At 71.5% G+C, this 20,812-nt stretch carries 18 protein-coding genes; 15 read left to right on the top strand and 3 right to left on the bottom strand.

Features of this window, described 5'->3' with window-relative positions; genetic code table 11:
• The first annotated feature begins 11 nt into the window (after positions 1-11).
• Positions 12-1,751: a CocE/NonD family hydrolase gene (locus BZY54_RS14605; protein WP_086725607.1), complete on the top strand. Its 1,740-nt coding sequence runs from the start codon at positions 12-14 to the stop codon at positions 1,749-1,751.
• Positions 1,752-1,930: 179 nt separating this feature from the next.
• Here BZY54_RS14605 and BZY54_RS14610 read toward each other — a convergent pair whose 3' ends face one another.
• Both BZY54_RS14610 and BZY54_RS14615 read right to left on the bottom strand, forming a co-directional pair.
• Positions 1,931-2,578, bottom strand: coding sequence for an ankyrin repeat domain-containing protein (locus tag BZY54_RS14610; RefSeq protein WP_086725608.1), 648 nt, complete (start codon positions 2,576-2,578; stop codon positions 1,931-1,933).
• A gap of 165 nt (positions 2,579-2,743) precedes the next feature.
• The gene (locus BZY54_RS14615; RefSeq protein WP_086725609.1) at positions 2,744-3,328 is read right to left on the bottom strand and encodes a GlcG/HbpS family heme-binding protein; all 585 of its coding nucleotides are present in this window, start codon (positions 3,326-3,328) and stop codon (positions 2,744-2,746) included.
• 506 nt (positions 3,329-3,834) lie between these two features.
• On the opposite strand from BZY54_RS14615, the gene BZY54_RS14620 reads away from it, so the two are divergent.
• The 13 genes from BZY54_RS14620 to BZY54_RS14680 all read left to right on the top strand — a co-directional run bounded on the left by BZY54_RS14620 (position 3,835) and on the right by BZY54_RS14680 (position 19,163).
• Complete coding sequence (locus BZY54_RS14620; RefSeq protein ID WP_086725610.1) at positions 3,835-4,830, top strand: glycoside hydrolase family 11 protein; 996 nt, start codon at positions 3,835-3,837, stop codon at positions 4,828-4,830.
• 208 nt (positions 4,831-5,038) lie between these two features.
• Complete coding sequence (locus BZY54_RS14625; protein WP_208640653.1) at positions 5,039-5,428, top strand: cell division protein SepF; 390 nt, start codon at positions 5,039-5,041, stop codon at positions 5,426-5,428.
• Positions 5,429-5,557: 129 nt separating this feature from the next.
• Positions 5,558-6,889, top strand: coding sequence for an AAA family ATPase (locus BZY54_RS14630; RefSeq protein ID WP_244217169.1), 1,332 nt, complete (start codon positions 5,558-5,560; stop codon positions 6,887-6,889).
• Positions 6,886-7,341, top strand: coding sequence for a nucleotide pyrophosphohydrolase (locus BZY54_RS14635; RefSeq protein WP_086725613.1), 456 nt, complete (start codon positions 6,886-6,888; stop codon positions 7,339-7,341). Before BZY54_RS14630 ends, BZY54_RS14635 begins: the two co-directional genes overlap by 4 nt.
• A gap of 179 nt (positions 7,342-7,520) precedes the next feature.
• On the top strand, positions 7,521-8,051 hold the full coding sequence (gene cpt, locus BZY54_RS14640) for a chloramphenicol phosphotransferase CPT (protein WP_086725650.1): 531 nt from the start codon (positions 7,521-7,523) through the stop codon (positions 8,049-8,051).
• 328 nt (positions 8,052-8,379) lie between these two features.
• The gene (locus BZY54_RS14645) at positions 8,380-8,853 is read left to right on the top strand and encodes a DUF6099 family protein (RefSeq protein WP_086725614.1); all 474 of its coding nucleotides are present in this window, start codon (positions 8,380-8,382) and stop codon (positions 8,851-8,853) included.
• A gap of 72 nt (positions 8,854-8,925) precedes the next feature.
• On the top strand, positions 8,926-9,849 hold the full coding sequence (locus tag BZY54_RS14650; RefSeq protein ID WP_086725615.1) for an LLM class F420-dependent oxidoreductase: 924 nt from the start codon (positions 8,926-8,928) through the stop codon (positions 9,847-9,849).
• A 169-nt stretch (positions 9,850-10,018) separates the two neighbouring features.
• Positions 10,019-10,945 carry a DUF4232 domain-containing protein gene (locus BZY54_RS14655; protein ID WP_086725616.1) on the top strand — a complete coding sequence of 309 codons (927 nt, stop codon included), beginning with the start codon at positions 10,019-10,021 and terminating at the stop codon, positions 10,943-10,945.
• Between the two features lie 107 nt (positions 10,946-11,052).
• Positions 11,053-12,531 carry a 3' terminal RNA ribose 2'-O-methyltransferase Hen1 gene (locus tag BZY54_RS14660; RefSeq protein WP_086725617.1) on the top strand — a complete coding sequence of 493 codons (1,479 nt, stop codon included), beginning with the start codon at positions 11,053-11,055 and terminating at the stop codon, positions 12,529-12,531.
• Positions 12,528-15,095: a polynucleotide kinase-phosphatase gene (locus BZY54_RS14665; RefSeq protein ID WP_086725618.1), complete on the top strand. Its 2,568-nt coding sequence runs from the start codon at positions 12,528-12,530 to the stop codon at positions 15,093-15,095. The genes BZY54_RS14660 and BZY54_RS14665 overlap by 4 nt, the downstream gene beginning before the upstream one ends.
• Positions 15,096-15,214: 119 nt before the next feature.
• Entirely contained in the window at positions 15,215-16,441 is a 1,227-nt protein-coding gene (locus tag BZY54_RS14670; protein WP_086725619.1) for an arginine deiminase, read from the top strand.
• 93 nt (positions 16,442-16,534) lie between these two features.
• Positions 16,535-17,542, top strand: a complete 1,008-nt coding sequence (argF, locus tag BZY54_RS14675) for an ornithine carbamoyltransferase (protein WP_086725620.1) — start codon at positions 16,535-16,537, stop codon at positions 17,540-17,542.
• Positions 17,543-17,705: 163 nt separating this feature from the next.
• A complete protein-coding gene (locus tag BZY54_RS14680; RefSeq protein WP_086725621.1) occupies positions 17,706-19,163 on the top strand; it encodes an amino acid permease in 1,458 nt (485 codons plus the stop codon).
• Here the strand turns inward: BZY54_RS14680 and BZY54_RS14685 are convergent.
• Positions 19,123-19,578, bottom strand: coding sequence for an ATP-binding protein (locus BZY54_RS14685; RefSeq protein WP_208640654.1), 456 nt, complete (start codon positions 19,576-19,578; stop codon positions 19,123-19,125). The genes BZY54_RS14680 and BZY54_RS14685 overlap by 41 nt on opposite strands.
• Positions 19,579-19,978: 400 nt before the next feature.
• On the opposite strand from BZY54_RS14685, the gene BZY54_RS14690 reads away from it, so the two are divergent.
• Positions 19,979-20,806 carry an enoyl-CoA hydratase family protein gene (locus tag BZY54_RS14690; protein ID WP_086725622.1) on the top strand — a complete coding sequence of 276 codons (828 nt, stop codon included), beginning with the start codon at positions 19,979-19,981 and terminating at the stop codon, positions 20,804-20,806.
• Positions 20,807-20,812: the final 6 nt, after the last annotated feature.

Below are 20,812 nucleotides of genomic sequence, written 5' to 3' on the forward strand. Positions count from 1 at the left end.
TTCCGCACTCAATGACCGACATCAAGACGCTTCAGGCGGGTGAACAGACGATCTCCGTCCGCAAGGACCTGCGGGTGCCGATGCGGGACGGTGTCACGCTGGCAGCCGACGCCTACAGCGGCACGGACGACACGCCGCGGCCCGCACTGGTCGCCCTGAGCCCGTACGGCAAGGAGCTGCAGGCCCTCGCGCTCACGACACCGCCGCAGCGCCGCCCCAGCCCGATGTGGGACGGCTGCATCGAGGCGGGCGACATCGCGCGCGGCGTCAGGGAGGGCTACGTCCATGTCATCGGCGACCTGCGCGGCTCCGGTGCCTCCGAGGGCGAGCACATCGGAAACTACAACGCCGGTGGTGTCTCGCTCGGCCAGGACGCGTACGACTTCATCGAGTGGGTCGCGGCGCAGCCGTGGTGCGACGGGAAGGTCGGCATGATCGGCATCTCCTACTTCGGCTCGATGCAGGTGCTGGCAGCGGCCGAGCGGCCGCCGAGTCTCAAGGCCGTCTTCGTCAGCGGCGGTCACTACGACTTCTACGAGACCACCTACCACGGCGGCGTCATGTGGTTCATGCCGCGCGCCGCCCGCGAGGGCCGCGGCGGCGACTCCGGCTGGGCGTTCACCGACAGGGTCAAGTCCCGCATGCTCGAGACCCATTCCCCCGAGGAGATCAGGGAGAAGGTCGCCGAGCGCCTGCGGGACCCGGACGTGGCCGCCTGGCCGAACCTGGTCCACGTGCTGAACTACCCGAAGAACCACGAGGCCTGGTTCGACATCGTGATGAACGAGGTCGACGGCGAGTGGTACGAGGAGCGCAACCCCGTCACGCTGGCCCCGAACATCGACATCCCGGTCTGGCTGCAGATCGACCAGGGCCGCGGCTGGACGATGGACGGCACGATCGAGCTCTTCAACAGGCTCAAGGGCCCCAAGAAGCTGGACATCGGCCCCTACCCGCCCATGCAGTCGCGCCCCTTCATCGAAGAGCACGACAAGATGTTCCGGTGGTACGACTACTGGATCAAGGGCATCGACAACGGGGTGATGGACGAGCCTGCCGTCACGGTCTTCGTCGAGGGCACCCGTGAGCAGGTGACCGGTGGTCAGTGGCCGCCGAAGGACGTGGGGCACAGGTCCCTGTACCTGCGTCCGCGGCGCAAGCTGTCCTTCGAACCCGAGCTCATGGGCGCGCAGTACGCCGCCCCGGACGGTTTCTACCAGGCGCCGCTCACCGTCACCGACAAGGTGGAGACGCTGAGCTGGTCGACCGAGCCGTTCGAGGAGAACACGGAACTGATCGGCACCGGTGCCGCGCACCTGTTCGCGGAGATCGACCAGGAGGACACCAACTTCATCCTGCGCCTGTGGGACCAGGCTCCAGGCGGCGGCCGACAGCTGATCACCACCGGCTACCTCAAGGCCTCCCACCGAGAGCTGGACGAGGAGCGCACCACCGAGGGCGACCCGTACCACCCGCACACCCGCGCCGTGCCCGTGGAGCCCGGGAAGATCGAGGAGTACGTGCTGCGCCTCTACCCCTTCGCGGCCACGTTCCGCCCCGGTCACCGCCTGGTGGCGGAACTGTCCAACGACGAGCCGCCGGCCGACGAGCACAACGCCCTGCTGCCGCCGGACGCCTTCCACCTGCCGGTGGGCCGCCCCGTGACCCACAAGATCTACCGCGACGCCGCACACCCCTCCCGACTCGTGCTGCCGTTCACGACGGTCATGGCGACAGAAGCGACCCGGTAGGGCTCTGCGCGCCACCAGGGGGAGATCGGAGGGCGGCGCCTGACGCGGCCGTCATGACGCCGCCCGGAGACCGCCGGGCTGAACGCGGGGCCCCGGCTGCTTCGGTTCGCCGCGGCGGCCTCAGTGCTGCGAGGGTGCCCGTCAGCGTGGTGGAGGGGGCGTCGTGGTGAGTCGGTTCGTCACCGCCCGCCCTCTTCGCCCTCGGCCGCCGTCCTGGCCTCGGCGGCGCGCAGCATCGTCGCGATCCCTGTGAAGCCGCGGCGTTCGGCGTGGGTTCGGGCCGTGACGCCGTCGGTGTCCGGCAGCAGTGGGTCGGCACCCGCAGCGAGCAGGGTCTCCACCACCTCCTGGTGGGTACGTCCGCCGTCGCCGAGGATCACCGCCTCCAGCAGGGCCGTCCAGCCCAGCCGGTTGACGTGGTCGACGTCGATGCCGGTCTCCGCCAGCACGGCCCGTACGTAACTCACATGGCCGCGCTCGCTCGCCGGGATCACCGACACCCCGCCGAACCGGTTGGTCAGCGTCAGGTCCGGACCGCCGGGCAGCAGCACGCGCATCATCGCCACGCTGCCGGTGACCCCGGTGACCAGCCACGGGCTGTCCTCCCGGGCATCCTGTGCGTTCACGTCCGCGCCCGCGGCGACGAGGGCCCGGGCCGCCTCGACCCGGTCGGCGAGGGCGGCGCGCAGCAGAGGCGTACGGCCGTCGGGGTCGCGCGCCTCCAGGTCCGCGCCGTCGGACAGGGCCGCGTGCACCGCGTCGACGTCGCCGCGGTGTGCGGCGTCCAACAGGGCGTGGTCGGCCGGGGAAGGTGCTCTCCTGGTCACGACGTAACTCCTCCACAAGGTGACAACGGGCAGCAGGAACGGCCGGCGGGGTGCGGACGGGGGAGGCCCGCACGCCGCCGGTGCCGAAGCGGTCCGCCCCGTCAGGATGACGCTCACTCGGTCCGCCCGGTCAGGATGGCGCTCACTCGGGGGGCCGGTGCGGTGTCAGCGGCCGGTGCCGAGGGCCGCGACGCCGGCCTGGGCGAACTTCTCGTCCAGGTCGCCGGAGGGCGCGCCCGCGACGCCGACGCCCGCGATCGGGGCGTTGTCGTACGCGACCGGGGCGCCGCCCGCCAGGAACAGGGTGCCCGGGATGTCCTTCAGGGTCGGTGCGGACTCCAGGCGCTTGGTCAGCTGGGAGGTGGGGGCGTTCCAGGCGACGGCGGTGTACGCCTTCTTGATCGCGGACTCGTAGGCCTGCGGGCCGGCGCCGTCTCCGCGCAGGGTGACGATCGTGTTGCCGTTGCGGTCCACCACCGCGACGCTCACCCGCTGGCCCTCCTTCCGGGCGGCCTTCAGCGCGGCCTGCGCGGCATCGTTGGCGGCCTCGATCGTGAGGTGGTCGGTGGTGGTCGTGGCCTTGCCCTTCACCGCTGCCACGGCGGCGGCCGGAGCGGCGGCCGGGGTCTCGGCCACGGTGTCGGCGGAGGCGGACACCGCGCCGATCACCCCGGCCCCGACCGCCGCCAGGGCCGCGGCGGAGGTGACGACCTTGGCGCGCGTGGAGAACTTCCTGGCCTTGTGCTGCATTGCGGGCAACTCCCTGTCGTGTCGCGTCGACGTGCGCTTGTCGCGCCGTGTCTCCAGCCTCCCGTCGAATCCACCGCCCTCCCGTCGGCGTTCCGGCTCGTACCGGGGACCGGGACGGCTGACGGCCGGGTCAGCCGATCGGATGACCCGCGTACCGGCGAGCTCTGCTAGGCGCCGGCCGCGCGGGGCCGGAAGACCGCCGTCGGCGGCACGCCCACACCGGCGACGACTTCGGCGACTTCAGGGGCATGGAAGCCCGTCGAAGAGCGTCGGAGGATTGACCGAATCTTTCGATATTCTGAGCGCTTGATTTGATCAAGAATCGACCGGCTTCGGTTGCCTGCCCTGAATCAGGGTTGACGGAAAGGTCATTCACCTGGGGAAATAGTTCTCCAGCCGCCCCAAGAGCTTCGCGAAGCTTTCGAAATAATTACCGAAACCGTTGACAGTTGTCAGGGGCAGGTCAACACTCGGTCGACGTCACCTCACGAGGAGGGAGCACGCACATGAACGCGCTTGCCCACCCGAAGGACCGCAGAGGCGGCCTTCTCAGACTGCTCGTCAGGAGTGCCTGGGCCGTCGCGCTGGTCGCCGTCGCGGCGATGATGACCTCCGGCACCGCCAGTGCCGCCACGGTCATCACCACGAACCAGACCGGCACAAACAACGGCTACTACTACTCGTTCTGGACCGACGGCGGCGGCTCGTCCTCGATGACGCTGGGGTCCGGCGGCAACTACAGCACCTCATGGAGCAACGTCGGCAACTTCGTCGCCGGCAAGGGCTGGAGCACCGGCGGCCGCAAGGCCGTCACCTACTCGGGCAGCTTCAACCCGTCCGGCAACGCGTACCTGTCCCTCTACGGGTGGACGACCAACCCGCTCGTCGAGTACTACGTCGTCGACAACTGGGGCACCTACCGGCCCACGGGGACGTACAAGGGCACGGTCACCAGTGACGGCGGCACGTACGACATCTACGAGACCACCCGCGTCAACGCCCCCTCCATCGAGGGCACCAAGACCTTCAACCAGTACTGGAGCGTCCGGCAGAGCAAGCGGACGGGCGGCACCATCACCACCGGCAACCACTTCGACGCCTGGGCCGGTCACGGCATGAACCTGGGCTCCTTCAACTACATGGTCCTCGCGACCGAGGGCTACCAGAGCAGCGGCAACTCCAACATCACGGTGGGCGACTCGGGCTCCGGCGGGGGCGGCTCCACCGGCGGTGGCGGTGGCTGCACCGCGACCCTCTCGGCGGGCCAGCAGTGGAGCGACCGGTACAACCTGAACGTCTCGGTCAGCGGTTCCAGTAACTGGACGGTGACGATGAAGGTTCCGGCGCCGGAGAAGGTGATGTCGACCTGGAACGTGACCGCGAGCTATCCCGACGCGCAGACGCTGGTGGCGAAGCCCAACGGGAACGGCAACAACTGGGGCGCGACCATCCAGAGCAACGGCAGCTGGACCTGGCCCACGGTCACCTGCACGGCGAGCTGACACCCCGGGAGGCCTCACACCGATCCGCACCCGTGGCGCGGCGGACCATGACCGCCGCGCCACGGCTGCCTCGTGTTCAGCCGCCCCGACGTCGACGTCGAGGGCCGTCGCCTCGTCGCGTACCGTGTCGGTGTTGGGCCGAACAGGTGACATGGCGTAAGAATTGACTGATGCAGGCGTTCAGTGCGAGTCAGGTCAGGGGGAGCCGGTGAACGGCCACGACGTCACCGATGAACAGTGGGAGGGACTCGCCCAGGTCGTGCCGTTGCGGGGCCGCGACGCCTGGCCCTCCGCCGTGAGCCACCGTGCGCTCCCGGAAGCGGCGACCGAGGCACGGCGCCGGTTCGTCGTGCTCAGGGTGAACGTGTTCGCGGACGCCCGTGATGTCGCCGAGACGCTGATGGCGGGTGTCCCGGTGCTCCTGGACCTCACCGGTGCCGAGACCGAGGTCGCCAAGCGGGTGCTGGACTTCAGCACCGGCGTCGTCTTCGGCCTGGGGAGCGGGATGCACCGGGTCGACCGGAACGTGTTCCTGCTCACGCCGCCCGGCACCGAGGTGAGCGGGTTGATGGAAGGGGCGGCGGTTCCCAGGGCGTGAGCCGGGACGGCGGGCGGCGGGCGGTGCGGTGCACCGGTGAGGAGAGCCGCGCGGTGGCCGTCCCCCGATCGTAGGAAGGCCGACCGGGCGGAACGGTTCGCCCGCGCGTCCGGGCCGTACCGTCCGGGCATGCCCGTGTTTTCGGCGTCCGCCGTGTCTCCGTCCGCGCCCACGTCCACGTACCCGGCTTCCGGCTCTCCGGTCTCGTCTTCGTCTCCGTCTTCCGGTCCTGCGTCCTCGGTCTCCACGTCCTCCCTCTCGGCGCCTTCAGCCTCTGCGTCCTCCTCTTCCACGCCCTCGCATACGTCTGTGTCGCATACGTCTGCGTCGGGTACGTCCCCGTCCCGGCCGGAGCGGCCGTGTGTGACCGAGCTGCGGCTGTCCGCCTTCGCCGGGCACCGTGGCGCCCGCTTCCCGCTCGGGCCGCTCACCCTCTTCGCCGGGCCCAGCGGCTGCGGCAAGACCAGTGCGCTCAGGGCGTACGAGGCGCTCGCTCGGCTCGGTGGCGGTGCCGCGCTCGACGAGGTCTTCCCGGATCCCGGCGCCTGCGTTCCCGAACGCGCGCGGCCGGACGCCCAGCACCGGCGCGGATTCCGGATCGGCTGTACGGCGGACGGTCCCCAAGGGCCGGTGCGACTGGACCTGGCCGTGCAGGCCGAGCCCGGACTGCGCATCGTGGGGGAGCGGTTGACGGCCGGTGGGCGCGTCCTGATGGAGACCGCGCTGCGCGATCCGAGGCGCCCGGCGGTCCAGGCCACCTGGCACACGGCCGGCTCGGCGGTCGTGACCAGGGCACCGCTGCCCGACGACCGGCTCGGCACCGCGCTGTTGCCGTTGCGGGTGGCCGGGAAGACCGACGGGCAGCGGCAGGTGCTCGCCGCCGCCGAGCAGATGGTGGTCGCCCTGCGGTCGGTGTTCGCGTGCGAGCCGCAGCCCGGACGGATGCGCGGGCCCGCCACCGTCGGTGCGGGACGTCTGATGCGTGGGTGCGACAACCTGGCCGCCGTCCTGTGGCGCACCCGCACCGAGTGCGGGCGGCGGCACGGGCTGCTGGTGGAGGCGGCGCGCGCCGGATGCGCGGGCCCGGTGGCCGATGTGCTCGCCGAGGCGGTGGGCGACGGGCGGGTGCGGGCGGTGCTGGACCGTGGGGACGGGGTGCGCACCGGGTTCGAGCGGCTGGGCGACGGCGAACTGCGGTACACGGCGCTGGCGTTGGTGCTGCTGACCGGGCCGGGCGTGCTGGACGTCGACCCGGTGGGCGAGGTGCCGGCGGCCCTGCAGACGCTGACGGTGCTCTGCGACGACTTCGGGCTGGGGCTGGATCCCGGGCAGCGTGACGAACTGCTGCGGCTGGCGGCGCGGATGTGCGCACGGGGGCACATCCGCCTCGCCGGTGCGGTGAGCGACGGGACGTGGGCGGGTGGGGTCGGGGAGGCGCGAGTGGTAGATCTGGTGCGGTGACCGATCACCATGAGGAACGCGAGGAGTCCCGGGGCCCCGGGGACGTGGACCTGGCCGGACTGCAACGCCGGCTCGCGGAGTTCGCCGCCGCGCGCGACTGGCAGCCCTACCACACCCCGAAGAACCTGGTCGCCGCGCTCAGCGTGGAGGCGTCCGAACTGGTCGAGATCTTCCAGTGGTTGACTCCGGAGGAGTCGATGCGGGTCATGTCCGACCCGGAGACCGCCCACCGTGTGCGGGACGAGGTGGCGGACGTCCTCGCGTATCTGCTGCAACTGTGCGAGGTGCTCGGCGTCGATCCCCTGACGGCCCTGGCGGCGAAGATCGACCGCAACGAGAGCAGGTTCCCGGCGCCGCAGAGAGCGGCCCCGGCGGACACCTCCGGCACCGCGGGGTCCCCGGAGGCCCCGGAGCCTCCGGGGCCCGGGCGGTCACCGGGGGATCCGAGGTAGCGGCGGGCTCGGAAGGCGCTGGGGCGGGGCGCCGGGCCCGGGTCGGCCGGGCGGGTGGCCCGAGCCCGCGGCTCGGCCGGTGCTGTGACCGTATGGGTTCGCCGAATCGTGGCAGACGGTGCAGGGTCCGCGAAATTGCGTTTCGAGTGTTGCCCTGGTGCCTCTACTGTGGCGCGGTGATGGCTCAGGTGATCGTTGTCAACGGCGGTTCGAGCTCGGGTAAGTCCGGGATCATTCGGTGCCTGCAGGCGGTCCTGCCGGATGCGTGGCTGGCCCTCGGGACGGACACGCTGGTTGAGGCGATGCCGGCGTCCATGCAGGTGTCGGACGGTGGGATCGAGTTCGCTCCGGACGGAGAGGTGATCGTCGGTCCGCAGTTCCGAACGCTGGAAGCGGCCTGGATCGCAGGGATCGCCGCGATGGCCCGTGCGGGTGCCCGGGTCATCGTCGATGAGGTCTTCCTCGGCGGAGCGTACTCACAGCAGCGATGGCAGAAGGCCTTGGGCGAACTGCGGGTGCTGTGGGTCGGCGTCAGATGTGACGCTGCGGTGGCCGCGGGCCGTGAGGTCGCACGAGGCGACCGGACCGTCGGTATGGCTGCCTCGCAGGCGGAATCGGTCCACCAGGGCGTGGCCTATGACCTGGAGGTGGACACCACGCATGTGGAGGCGATGGAGTGCGCGCGGACCATCGCCGCGCATGTCGAGTGACCGACAGCCCGGCCATCTGCCGCTGTGACCGAAGCGCCGGGACGAGTCGGGCCGCGGTTGCCCTGGCCCGTCCGCCCCAGCGGCTGCCCCTCCTCGCTGCGGATGAGGGCGCGTTCCTGCACCCCCGCCGACCCGAACCCCCACCGAGGGAATTGACTCCTCCGCTATCACTCTCCGCAGTTGTTCTCTCGGTCGAAATCGATTCGTTGTCCAGAGATTTCCGTCTTCCTCTGGCTTTTCGCCTCATCCGGATTCACTCTGGGTAGTGGACAAGGGAGTTCGGGCCGACGTGTGGAAGCGAGCACGTGGGGAGAGACGGGGGCAGCGCATGGATGCGGTGCGGCTCATCCTGGCGAGCAGGCGTGCCCTGGCGGGGAGCGGCGAGGCCCCCGTCGTCCTGACCGAGGTGTGGCAGGCGCAGGCCCTTGCACAGGCGATAGGCAGCCGCCTCGCGGTCTCGGGACCGCCCGAGCTGCGGGGCGAGGCACTGGGACTGACCGAGCTGGCGGGCCGGGGTTGTGGTGTGCTGGACGCGCCCGATCTCGACCCCGGGGACCTGCGGGCGGCCCAGCTCACCGAACTCACCGACGCCCACGAGGCGTTGGTGTGCCTGGGCGGCCTGCTCGGCGAGGTCGGGATCGCCCTGGTCGGCGTGGCCAGCTCGGCCGCCGACGAGCGCACCTACTGGCAGTGCATGGAGGCGATCGACGCGGCCGACGAGTCCAGAGACCGGATCGGCGAGATGCTGCGGAAGCTGGCGGCCCGGGAGGCGGCGGCGCTGCCGGAGCGGGAAGCGGGCTGACGGGAGTCCGCTCGACCCGGGACGACCGGTGCCGGTGGGGCAGGCGTGACCGTCGGCGTGCAGGATGGAAGCATGGATCTTCGCATCTTCACCGAGCCCCAGCAGGGGGCCTCGTACGACACGCTGCTCGCCGTGGCCAAGGCCACCGAGGACCTCGGGTTCGACGCCTTCTTCCGGTCGGACCACTACCTGCGCATGGGCGACGTGGACGGACTGCCCGGCCCCACCGACGCCTGGATCACCCTGGCCGGACTCGCCCGCGAGACCAGGCGCATCCGGCTCGGCACGCTGATGACCGCCGCCACCTTCCGGCTGCCCGGTGTCCTCGCCATCCAGGTCGCTCAGGTCGACCAGATGTCCGGTGGCCGGGTCGAGCTGGGCCTGGGCGCGGGCTGGTTCGACGAGGAGCACACGGCGTACGGCATTCCGTTCCCGAAGGACAAGTTCGCCCGCCTGGAGGAGCAGCTGGCGATCGTCACCGGCCTGTGGGCGACGGAGGTCGGCAAGACCTTCGACTTCCGCGGGAAGTACTACGAGCTCACCGACTCGCCCGCGCTGCCCAAGCCCGCGCAGGCGAGGATCCCGGTGCTCATCGGCGGGCACGGCGCGACCCGCACCCCGCGGCTCGCCGCCCAGTACGCCGACGAGTTCAACATCCCGTTCGCCTCCATCGAGGACAGCGAGCAGCAGTTCGGCCGGGTGCGGGCCGCCGCCCAGGCGGCCGGCCGCCGCGCCGACGACCTCACCTACTCCAACGCGCTCGTCGTCTGCGTCGGCCGGGACGACCAGGAGGTCGCCCGCCGGGCCGCCGCCATCGGCCGCGAGGTGGACGAGCTGAAGGCCAACGGACTGGCCGGTTCCCCGGCCGAGGTCGTCGACAAGATCGGCCGCTACGCCGAGATCGGCTCCCGGCGGATCTACCTCCAGATCCTCGACCTCTCCGACCTGGACCACCTGGAGCTGATCTCCTCTCAGGTGCAGTCGCAGTTGTCGTAGGACGGCGACGCTCGTACGACGCCGGGATGCCTCCCGGCCCCGGACGACGGTGTCCGGGGCCGGGAGGCATTTCCGCCACGGTGGCGGCGCCCGGCCCTGTGACAGGTCTGTGACCGGAAGTATGGCTTCCGCCACAGTCGGAGAGCCGGCGTCCTGATGAGGTGACCGAATGCGCAGATCCGCCGCCCTCGTCCTCCCGGTCCTCTCCACGGTCCTGCTCCTCTCGGGGTGCGGATCGGAACACGCCGGCACCCCGAACGCCCGTTCCGGCGCGGCCACTTCGCCGCATCGCACCCGGGTCGACGCTCCGGGAACCGACGGCGTCCGGATCACCGCGGTGACCATCCCGTCCCCGTCGCCCTCGCCGACGCGCAGCCACTCGGTCCACGCCGACCGCCTGCCCACCGACTCGGGCGTCTTTGCCGAGTACGAGGTGACCAACGACGGCACGCAGGCGCTGACGTACACCGTCCTCTTCGACTTCACCACCGGCGCCGGCGAGGTCATGAGCAACAAGTGGGAGACGGTGCGCGACGTCGGCCCCGGCAGGACGGTGCGCGGGACGGTCCGTCTGGGGGTGCCGGCGCCCGGGGCGTCCCCGGTGACACAGGTCGAGGTCGCCCAGGTCACCAAGGTCCCCGCGGACGAGGCGCCGCCCGCGGCGGGTACCTGCCCGCCCTCCGGGGTCCGTGTCACGGCCGACCGGGGCGACGCCGCCATGGGGCTGCGCGTGGTGGGTCTGCACCTGGAGAACTGCGGAACGCGCGACTACACCGTGAGCGGCTACCCGCAGCTGGAGCTGCTGGACCAGGACCGCGAGCCGGTCGAGGGCGTCAGGATCCTCCGGGGCAGCGGTGCCATCACCACTCTGACCGAATGGGACAAGCCGCCCCGGCCCGTCGTCCTGAAGCCCGGCGAGACGGCGGTCTCCGGCCTGGTGTGGCGCAACACCACGGAATCCGGCACACCCGTCGACGTGCCGTACGTCCGGGTCCGCGCGAAGGCCGGCGCCGACCCGGTGACGGTGACGCCCCACCTCGACCTCGGAACCACCGGGAAGCTCGGCGTCAGGCCGTGGCAGCGGGAGCAGCGGTAGCGCGGAAAATCCCCGGTGCCCACGCGCCGATCTCTGTACGTTGGAGAGGCGCACAAGCGCACGACCAGCGCTTTCGCTTCTTCCGAAACCCTTCGAGGCAGCCCACCGTGTTCCTGACGATCACCACCACCGGTACCCCAGAACGCCCCGCCACCGACCTGGGCTTCCTGCTCCACAAGCACCCCGGCAGGGCGCAGGGGTTCTCCACCTCCTACGGCACGGCGCACGTCCTCTACCCCGAGGCGGACGACCGGCGCTGCACGGCGGCGCTGCTGCTGGAGGTCGACCCGGTGGCCCTGGTCCGGCGGGGCAAGGGCAAGGGCCGGGGCGGCGCACCCGACGCGGCGCTCGCCCAGTACGTCAACGACCGCCCGTACGCGGCCTCCTCGCTGCTCGCGGTGGCCCTGAGCAGTGTCTTCTCCAGCGCGATGCGGGGCGTGTGCGACGCCAGGCCGCAGCGCGCCCGGCAGCCGATGCCGCTGCGTATCGAGGTGCCCGCGCTACCGGCCCGCGGAGGCCCCGATCTCGTACGGCGTCTCTTCGAGCCGCTCGGCTGGACGGTGACCGCCCAGCCCGTGGCGCTGGACACCGAGTTCCCGGAGTGGGGCGACTCGCGGTACGTGGGCCTCGTCCTGGAATCCGGCGCGCTGACCCTCGCCGAGGCGCTGCGCCACCTCTACGTCCTGCTCCCCGTCCTCGACGACGGCAAGCACTACTGGGTCTCCTCCGACGAGGTCGACAAGCTGCTGCGGGCCGGTGAGGGCTGGCTGGCCGGGCACCCGGAGCAGAAGCTGATCACCAGCCGCTACCTGGCGCGCCGCTGGTCGCTCACCCGGCAGGCGATGGAGCGGCTGGAGCTGGTGCGGCTCGCGGAGGCGGACGACAGCGAGGTCGAGGACATCGACAACGCCGTCGAGGCGGAGAGCGAGACGGAGCAGAAGCCGACGCCGCTCGCCGTGCGGCGGCGGGAGGCGATCGTCGCCGCGCTGAAGGAGTCCGGCGCCGCCCGGGTCCTCGACCTCGGCTGCGGGCAGGGCCAGTTGGTGCAGGAGCTGCTGAAGGACGCGCGGTTCACCGAGATCGTCGGCGTCGACGTGTCGATGCGGGCCCTGACCATCGCCTCCCGGCGGCTGAGGCTGGACCGCATGGGGGAGCGGCAGGCGGGGCGCGTCGAACTCCTCCAGGGGTCGCTGGCCTACACCGACAACCGTCTCAAGGGATACGACGCCGCCGTGCTCAGCGAGGTGATCGAGCACCTCGACCTGCCGCGGCTGCCCGCCCTGGAGTACGCGGTGTTCGGTTCGGCCCGCCCGCGCACGGTCCTCGTGACCACCCCGAACGTCGAGTACAACGTCCGCTGGGAGTCCCTCCCGGCCGGACACGTCCGCCACGGCGACCACCGCTTCGAGTGGACGCGCGAGGAGTTCCGCGCCTGGGCGCACGCGGTGGCCGAACGACACGGTTACGGCGTCGGGTTCGTGCCCGTCGGACCGGACGACCCCGAGGTGGGGCCGCCCACGCAGATGGCCGTCTTCGAGCTGGGCACGGTCGGGTCGAGGACCGAGAAGGAGGCGAAGGCATCATGACCGAGACACAGACCACAGGACGGGTGCTGCCCGTCACCGACCTCTCCCTCGTCGTCCTCGTCGGCGCCTCCGGCTCGGGCAAGTCCACCTTCGCGCGCCGGCACTTCAAGCCCACCGAGGTCATCTCCTCGGACTTCTGCCGCGGCCTGGTCAGCGACGACGAGAACGACCAGAGCGCCACCCGGGACGCCTTCGAGGTGCTGCACTACATCGCGGGCAAGCGCCTGGCGGCCGGCCGCCGTACCGTCGTCGACGCCACCAGCGTGCGGCAGGACGCCCGCCGGCAGCTGATCGACCTGGCGCGCAGCCACGACGTGCTGCCCATCGCCATCGTGCTCGACGTGCCCGAGGAGGTGTGCGCGGAGCGCAACGCGGGCCGCGGCGACCGGGCCGGGATGCCGCGCCGCGTCATCCAGCGCCACATCCGCGAACTCCGCCGCTCCGTACGGCACCTGGAGCGCGAGGGCTTCCGCAAGGTGCACGTCCTGCGCGGCGTCGAGGACGTCGAGAACGCCACCGTCGTCACCGAGAAGCGCTTCAACGACCTCACCCACCTCACCGGCCCCTTCGACATCATCGGTGACGTCCACGGCTGCTCCGCCGAACTGGAGTCCCTGCTCGGCAAGTTGGGCTATGTCGACGGCGAGCACCCCGAGGGCCGCACCGCCGTCTTCGTCGGTGACCTGGTGGACCGCGGCCCCGACACCCCCGGCGTCCTGCGCCGCGTGATGTCGATGGTGGAGTCCGGCCACGCGCTGTGCGTGCCGGGCAACCACGAGAACAAGTACGGCCGTCACCTGGGCGGCCGCAGAGTCCAGCTCACCCACGGCCTGGCGGAGACCGTCGAGCAGATGGCGGGCGAGAGCGAGGAGTTCAGGGCCCGGGTACGGGGGTTCATCGACGGCCTGGTCAGCCACTACGTGCTGGACGGCGGCCGGCTGGTCGTCTGCCACGCCGGTCTGCCCGAGAAGTACCACGGCCGCACCTCCGGCCGGGTGCGCTCGCACGCGCTCTACGGCGAGACCACCGGGGAGACGGACGAGTTCGGCCTGCCGGTGCGCTACCCGTGGGCTGAGGACTACCGCGGCCGGGCGGCGGTGGTCTACGGCCACACCCCGGTCCCGCAGGCCACCTGGCTCAACAACACGATCTGCGTGGACACGGGAGCCGTCTTCGGCGGCAGGCTGACCGCGCTGCGCTGGCCGGAGCGCGAGCTGGTCGACGTACCGGCCGAGCGGGTCTGGTACGAGCCGGTCAAGCCGCTGCGCTCCGAGGCGCCCGGCGGACAGGACGGGAGGCCGCTGGACCTCGGCGACGTGCACGGCCGCCGGATCGTCGAGACCCGCCACGCGGGCCGGATCTCCGTCCGCGAGGAGAACGCGGCGGCGGCGCTGGAGGTCATGAGCCGCTTCGCCATCGACCCGAGGCTGCTGCCGTACCTGCCGCCCACCATGGCGCCGACCGCGACGTCCAAGGCCGGCGCCCGCGGCGGAGCCGCTGACGAACACTTCCTGGAGCACCCGGAGGAGGCCTTCGCGCAGTACCGGGAGGACGGGGTCGCGCGGGTGGTGTGCGAGGAGAAGCACATGGGCTCGCGGGCGGTGGCCCTGGTGTGCCGGGACGCGCAGGCGGCGCGCCGCCGTTTCGGCGCGGACGGTCCCACGGGGTCCTTGTACACCCGTACCGGCCGCCCGTTCTTCGACGACCCGTCGGTCACCGAGCAGATCCTCGACCGTCTGCGCACGGCGGCCGGCGACGCCGGACTCTGGTCCGAGCTGGACACGGACTGGATGCTGCTGGACGCCGAGCTGATGCCGTGGTCGCTGAAGGCCTCCGGGCTGCTGCGGGCGCAGTACGCGGCGGTGGGCGCGGCCTCCGGTGCGGCGTTCCCGGGCGTGCTGGCCGCGCTGGAGGGCGCCGAGGCCCGCGGCGTCGACGTCACCGACCTGCTGGGCCGCCAGCGCGAGCGGGCCGGTGACGCCGCCGCCTTCACGGCCGCCTACCGCCGCTACTGCTGGACCACCGACGGGCTGGACGGCGTCCGCCTGGCGCCGTTCCAGATCCTGGCGGTCCAGGGCCGCAGCCTGGCCGCGCTGCCCCACGACCGGCAGCTCGCACTGATCGACCGCCTGGTGGAGCACGACGGGACCGGTCTGCTGCGGACCACCCGGCGCCTGTACGTCGACACCGGCGACCCGGAGTCGGTGCGGGCCGGCGTCGACTGGTGGCTGGAGATGACCGGGCGCGGCGGCGAGGGCATGGTGGTCAAACCGCTGGGCGCCCTGGTGCGCACCGCGGAGGGCCGCCTGGTCCAGCCCGGCATCAAGTGCCGCGGCCGGGAGTACCTGCGGATCGTCTACGGCCCCGAGTACACCCGCCCGGACAACCTGGCCCGGCTGCGGCAGCGCTTCCTGAACCACAAGCGGTCCCTGGCGGTCCGCGAGTACGCCCTCGGCCTGGAGGCCCTGGACCGGCTGGCCGACGGGGAGCCGCTGTGGCGGGTGCACGAGGCGGTGTTCGGGGTGCTGGCCCTGGAGTCGGAGCCGGTGGACCCACGGCTGTGACCGGGAGCCTCGCGCGTGGAGGAACGGTGCATGACAAGGAGAACGGAGGGCCGTAACAAGAAGGCGCGGAAACGGACGAGGAGAGGGTGAAGTCGGTCACTGTTGGTCAGGATGGAGGCATGGGATTCCATGTCGACTCCGAGGCCGGGCGGCTGCGCCGCGTCATCCTCCACCGGCCCGATCTCGAGCTCAAAAGGCTCACCCCCAGTAACAAGAACGCCCTTCTCTTCGACGACGTGCTGTGGGTGCGCCGGGCGCGCGCCGAGCACGACGGGTTCGCCGACGTGCTGCGCGACCGCGGGGTCGCCGTGCACCTCTTCGGGGACCTGCTGACCGAGACGATGGAGATCCCGTCGGCCCGGTCGCTCGTCCTGGACCGCGTCTTCGACGAGAAGGAGTACGGGCCGCTGGCCGCCGACCACCTCCGGGACGCGTTCGAGACGCTGACCGCCCCGGAGCTGGCGGAGGCCCTGGTCGGCGGCATGACCAAGCGCGAGTTCCTCCAGTCGTACGCGGAGCCGACCTCCGTGCGCTTCCACGTGATGGACCTGGACGACTTCCTGCTCGGCCCGCTGCCCAACCACCTCTTCACCCGCGACACCTCCGCCTGGATCTACGACGGCGTCTCCATCAACGCGATGCGCTGGCCCGCCCGGCAGCGCGAAACCGTGCACTTCGAGGCGATCTACCGCTACCACCCGCTGTTCCGCGGCGAGAGGTTCCACTTGTGGTCCGAGGGGCAGGCCGACTACCCGTCCACCATCGAGGGCGGGGACGTGCTGGTCATCGGCAACGGCGCGGTGCTGATCGGCATGAGCGAGCGCACCACCCCGCAGGCCGTGGAGATGCTCGCGCACAAGCTGTTCGCCGCCGGGTCGGCCAGTACGATCGTCGCGCTCGACATGCCCAAGCGGCGCGCCTTCATGCACCTGGACACCGTGATGACCATGGTCGACGGCGACACCTTCACCCAGTACGCCGGGCTCGGCATGCTCCGCTCGTACACCATCGAGCCGGGCGCGGGGGACAAGGAACTGAAGGTCACCGACCATCCGCCGGAGCACATGCACCGCGCGATCGCCGCCGCGCTCGGGCTGAACGAGGTCCGGGTCCTGACCGCCACCCAGGACGTGCACGCGGCCGAACGCGAGCAGTGGGACGACGGCTGCAACGTGCTGGCCGTCGAGCCGGGCGTCGTCGTCGCCTACGAGCGCAACTCCACCACCAACACGCATCTGCGCAAGCAGGGCATCGAGGTGATCGAGATCCCGGGCAGCGAGCTGGGGCGGGGCAGGGGCGGCCCGCGCTGCATGAGCTGTCCGGTGCAGCGGGACGCGATCGCATAGAGATCGGGTCGCAAAGGAGATCGATCGCATAGAAATTCTGGGAGTCGTATAGAATTCCATCAGACCCTGTCCCTCACCCGTTGGAGCGCCCCCATGGCGACAGTCCCGACCGCCCTCGCCGGCCGCCACTTCCTCAAGGAGCTGGACTTCACCGAGGAGGAGTTCCGCGGCCTGGTCGAGCTGGCCGCCGAGCTGAAGGCCGCCAAGAAGGCCGGGACCGAGCCGCGGTACCTCGCCGGGAAGAACATCGCCCTGATCTTCGAGAAGACCTCGACGCGCACCCGTTGCGCGTTCGAGGTCGCCGCCGCCGACCAGGGCGCCTCCACGACCTACCTGGACCCCTCCGGCTCCCAGATCGGGCACAAGGAGTCCGTGAGGGACACCGCCCGCGTCCTCGGCCGGATGTTCGACGCCATCGAGTTCCGGGGCGACAGCCAGGACGCCGTCGAGGAGCTGGCCGCCCACGCCGGCGTGCCCGTCTACAACGGGCTCACCGACGACTGGCACCCCACCCAGATGCTCGCCGACGTGCTCACCATGACCGAGCACAGCGGCAAGCCCCTGAGGGAGATCGCCTTCGCCTACCTCGGCGACGCCCGCTTCAACATGGGCAACTCCTACCTGGTCACCGGCGCCCTGCTCGGCATGGACGTACGCCTGGTGGCGCCCAAGAGCTACTGGCCCGCCCAGGAGATCGTCGACCGGGCGCGCGAGCTCGCCGAGACCAGCGGCGCGCGCATCACCCTCACCGAGTCCCTCGAGGACGGCGTGCGCGGCGCCGACTTCGTCGCCACCGACGTCTGGGTGTCCATGGGCGAGCCCAAGGAGGTCTGGGACGAGCGCATCGAGGCCCTCGCCCCGTACGCCGTGACCATGGACGTGCTGCGCGCCACCGGCAACCCGGACGTGAGGTTCCTGCACTGCCTGCCGGCGTTCCACGACCTCGGGACCAAGGTCGGCCGCGAGATCCACGAGCGGCACGGCCTCACCTCCCTGGAGGTGACCGACGAGGTCTTCGAGTCCTCCCACTCCGTCGTCTTCGACGAGGCCGAGAACCGCCTGCACACCATCAAGGCGATCATGGTCGCCACCCTCGCCTGAGGCGAAGCCCGGCCGAAGCGCCCGGCCGAGGAGACAGGCCGGGAAACCCGGCCGAGGAGCCCGACCCCGTATCCTGACCGACGGCCCCGGAACCACCCATTCCGTGGTCGCCGAGCGACCTCACCCGGTCGCCCCGCATCACCAGAAACGAGCACCACCCCCCATGCCCGCTCCCCGCATCAAGTCCCCGGCCCTCCTCGTCGCCGAATCCGGCGCCGACCGCGCGGGCCACGGCCTCAGGCGCACGATGGGACTGTTCCAACTCGTGTGCTTCGGCGTCGGCGCGATCGTCGGCACCGGCATCTTCGTCGGTCTGTCCGACTCGGTCGCCCAGGCCGGCCCGGCCGTCGTCGTCTCCTTCGTGCTGGCCGCGATCACCTGCGTGCTCACCGCGTTCGCCTTCGCCGAGCTGGGCGGCGCGATCCCGGTCTCCGGCTCCTCGTACTCCTTCGCCTACGCGGGTCTCGGCGAGTCCACGGCCTTCCTGGTCGGCTGGTGCCTGCTGCTCGAATACGGCGTGTCGGTCTCGGCGGTCGCGGTCGGGTGGAGCCAGTACGTCAACGAGCTGCTGCACAGCCTCACCGGATGGCAGCTGCCGGCCGTGCTCTCCGCGGGCCCCGGCGACGGCGGGATCGTCAACCTGCCCGCCGTGATCGTCATCGCCCTGGCCTCCATGCTGCTGGTGCGCGGGGTGCGCGAGAGCGCCCGGGCGACCGCCGCGATGGCGGTGCTCAAGCTCGCCATCCTGCTGGCGTTCTGCGCCATCGGTTTCACCGCCTTCAAGCACGGCAACCTCACCCCGTTCTCGCCGGCCGGCCTCGGCGGGATCGGCGCCGGCACCACGGCCGCCTTCTTCTCCTACATCGGCTTCGACGCGATCACGACGGCCGGCGAGGAGGCCAAGAACCCGCGCCGGGACATCCCGCTGGCGATCCTCGTCTGCATCGGCCTGGTCACCCTGCTGTACTGCGCCGTCGCGCTCGCCGCGATCGGGGCCATCGGCGGCGACCAGGTCGGCGGCCGGCCCGCCGCGCTGAGCTACATCGTGAACGTGGTGACCGGCTCCTCGGTCGGCGGCGCCGTGATCGCCTTCGGCGCGGTCGTCGCCATCGCCTCCGTCGTGCTCGCCGTGATGTACGGCCAGACCCGCATCCTCATGTCGATGTCCCGCGACGGCCTCGTCCCGCGCGTCTTCGAGAAGGTCTCGCCGAAGACCTCGACGCCCGTCGCCGGCACCCTGATCGTCGGGATCGTCTTCGCGCTGCCCGCGGCCTTCGCGTCGCTGGACGCCGTGGTCAACCTGTGCACCATCGGCACCCTCGCCACCATGGCCGTGGTCAACGTCGCCGTGATCGCGCTGCGCCGCCGCGAGCCCGGCCTGGCCCGCGGCTTCCGGGTGCCGCTCTACCCCGTGGTCCCGCTGCTCGGCATCGTCTGCTGCCTGTACCTGATGTACGAGACGGGCTGGTCCACCTGGATCCAGTTCGCCGCCTTCCTCGCCGCCGGGGCCGTCGTCTACGTCCTCTACGGCCGCCGGAACTCCCGGCTCGGGGCGGCGCGGGCGGCGGGCTCCACGGCCGTCACGCCGGACGCAGCCGAGGCGGAGCCGCAGACAGTCTGAACCACACCGCCTTGCCCGACTCGGTCGGGCGGTGCCCGCAGGCGGAGCTGAGGGCGCGGATCAGCAGCAGGCCGCGCCCGTCCTCCCGCCAGGGGTCGGGCATCACGGGATCCGGGCGGGTCAGGCCGCCGGGCGGCGCCGGGTCCGGATCGTGCACCTCGACGTGACAGCCGGTCGGAAGCAGGTGCACCACCAGCTCTATCGGGCCGGTGCCCGCGGTGTGCTCCACGGCGTTGGCGACCAGTTCCGCCGTGAGCAGCTCCGCCGTGTCGCTGTCGGCCGTGACCGGGTGGGCCGGCTCGGCCAGCACCGTACGGACCAGGGCACGGGCCACCGGCACGGCGGCGGCCGTGTGCGGCAGCGCAACGCGCCAGGAGGCCGAGGCTGAGGGTTCGTGCACCGTGTGTCCGTTCATGGTGCAGGGCGTTGCGGTGACGACCATCCGGCTGCCCTGCTTTCGACGAGGGAATGGTACGGGGGCCGTCGCCGGAGGCTTCCGGCGGGCTCCGTCCGGGATCGACGGCCCCGGCACGGTCGGCCTACCCGGGGGGACGGCCGGCCTCCCGCGCCGGGTCCAGTCGTTACCGCGCTATTGACGAGCCGTGACGATGTGATGGACACCGGTCGCGCACCGTCCACATTCGTCCCACGCTCTATCGCGCACTCGTGACGACAGTCACGAATGGGTGATAACTTCGATGGGAAGAACTCGGCGAGGCGCAGCTACCGGTACAGGTACCTGCACCGGTCCAGCCAGAGGCAGCAGACAGCAGGCACGGGCAGTTCCCCGAGGAGCGCCGAGGAGGCCGTACGTCATGAGTCCCTTCACCGGCTCCGCCGGCCGCACCGCCGACTGGCGCCACCTGCGCGTCAAGCTCGACGGGGGCGTCGCCACCGTCACCCTCGCCCGCCCCGAGAAACTCAACGCGCTCACCTTCGGCGCCTACGCCGACCTGCGCGACCTGCTCGCCGAGCTGTCCCGGGAGCGGGCCGTGCGCGCCCTGGTGCTGGCGGGCGAGGGACGCGGCTTCTGCTCGGGCGGCGACGTCGACGAGATCATCGGCGCCACCCTGGGCATGGACACCGCCGAGCTGCTGGACTTCAACCGGATGACCGGACAGGTCGTACGGGCCGTACGGGAGTGCCCGTTCCCGGTGATCGCGGCGGTGCACGGGGTGGCGGCGGGGGCCGGGGCCGTGCTGGCGCTGGCGGCCGACTTCCGGGTGGCCGACCCGAGCGCCCGCTTCGCCTTCCTCTTCACCCGGGTCGGCCTGTCCGGCGGAGACATGGGCGCCGCCTATCTGCTGCCCCGGGTGGTCGGGCTCGGCCACGCCACCCGGCTGCTGATGCTCGGCGAGCCGGTGCGGGCACCCGAGGCCGAGCGGATCGGCCTGATCAGCCAGCTCACCGACGAGGGCTACGCAGACGAGGCGGCCCAGGTCCTGGCCCGCCGCCTGGCCGACGGCCCCGCCCTCGCCCACGCCCAGACCAAGGCCCTGCTCACCGCCGAGCTGGACATGCCCCTGGCCGCGTCGGTGGAGCTGGACGCCGCCACCCAGGCCCTGCTGATGAACGGCGAGGACTACGCCGAGTTCCACGCGGCCTTCACCGACAAGCGGCCGCCGAAATGGCGGGGGAAGTGAGCGGGG

It is taken from the genome of Streptomyces carpinensis, assembly GCF_002154505.1.
Taxonomy (GTDB): Bacteria; Actinomycetota; Actinomycetes; order Streptomycetales; family Streptomycetaceae; genus Streptomyces; species Streptomyces carpinensis.

Coding starts and splice junctions, on each gene's coding strand:
- BZY54_RS14605 (WP_086725607.1), top strand. CDS start 12: ATGACCGACATCAAGACGCTTCAGGCGGGTGAACAGACGATCTCCGTC.
- BZY54_RS14615 (WP_086725609.1), bottom strand. CDS start 3,328: ATGCAGCACAAGGCCAGGAAGTTCTCCACGCGCGCCAAGGTCGTCACC.
- BZY54_RS14620 (WP_086725610.1), top strand. CDS start 3,835: ATGAACGCGCTTGCCCACCCGAAGGACCGCAGAGGCGGCCTTCTCAGA.
- BZY54_RS14630 (WP_244217169.1), top strand. CDS start 5,558: ATGCCCGTGTTTTCGGCGTCCGCCGTGTCTCCGTCCGCGCCCACGTCC.
- cpt (WP_086725650.1), top strand. CDS start 7,521: ATGGCTCAGGTGATCGTTGTCAACGGCGGTTCGAGCTCGGGTAAGTCC.
- BZY54_RS14645 (WP_086725614.1), top strand. CDS start 8,380: ATGGATGCGGTGCGGCTCATCCTGGCGAGCAGGCGTGCCCTGGCGGGG.
- BZY54_RS14650 (WP_086725615.1), top strand. CDS start 8,926: ATGGATCTTCGCATCTTCACCGAGCCCCAGCAGGGGGCCTCGTACGAC.
- BZY54_RS14655 (WP_086725616.1), top strand. CDS start 10,019: ATGCGCAGATCCGCCGCCCTCGTCCTCCCGGTCCTCTCCACGGTCCTG.
- BZY54_RS14665 (WP_086725618.1), top strand. CDS start 12,528: ATGACCGAGACACAGACCACAGGACGGGTGCTGCCCGTCACCGACCTC.
- BZY54_RS14670 (WP_086725619.1), top strand. CDS start 15,215: ATGGGATTCCATGTCGACTCCGAGGCCGGGCGGCTGCGCCGCGTCATC.
- argF (WP_086725620.1), top strand. CDS start 16,535: ATGGCGACAGTCCCGACCGCCCTCGCCGGCCGCCACTTCCTCAAGGAG.
- BZY54_RS14680 (WP_086725621.1), top strand. CDS start 17,706: ATGCCCGCTCCCCGCATCAAGTCCCCGGCCCTCCTCGTCGCCGAATCC.
- BZY54_RS14685 (WP_208640654.1), bottom strand. CDS start 19,578: ATGAACGGACACACGGTGCACGAACCCTCAGCCTCGGCCTCCTGGCGC.
- BZY54_RS14690 (WP_086725622.1), top strand. CDS start 19,979: ATGAGTCCCTTCACCGGCTCCGCCGGCCGCACCGCCGACTGGCGCCAC.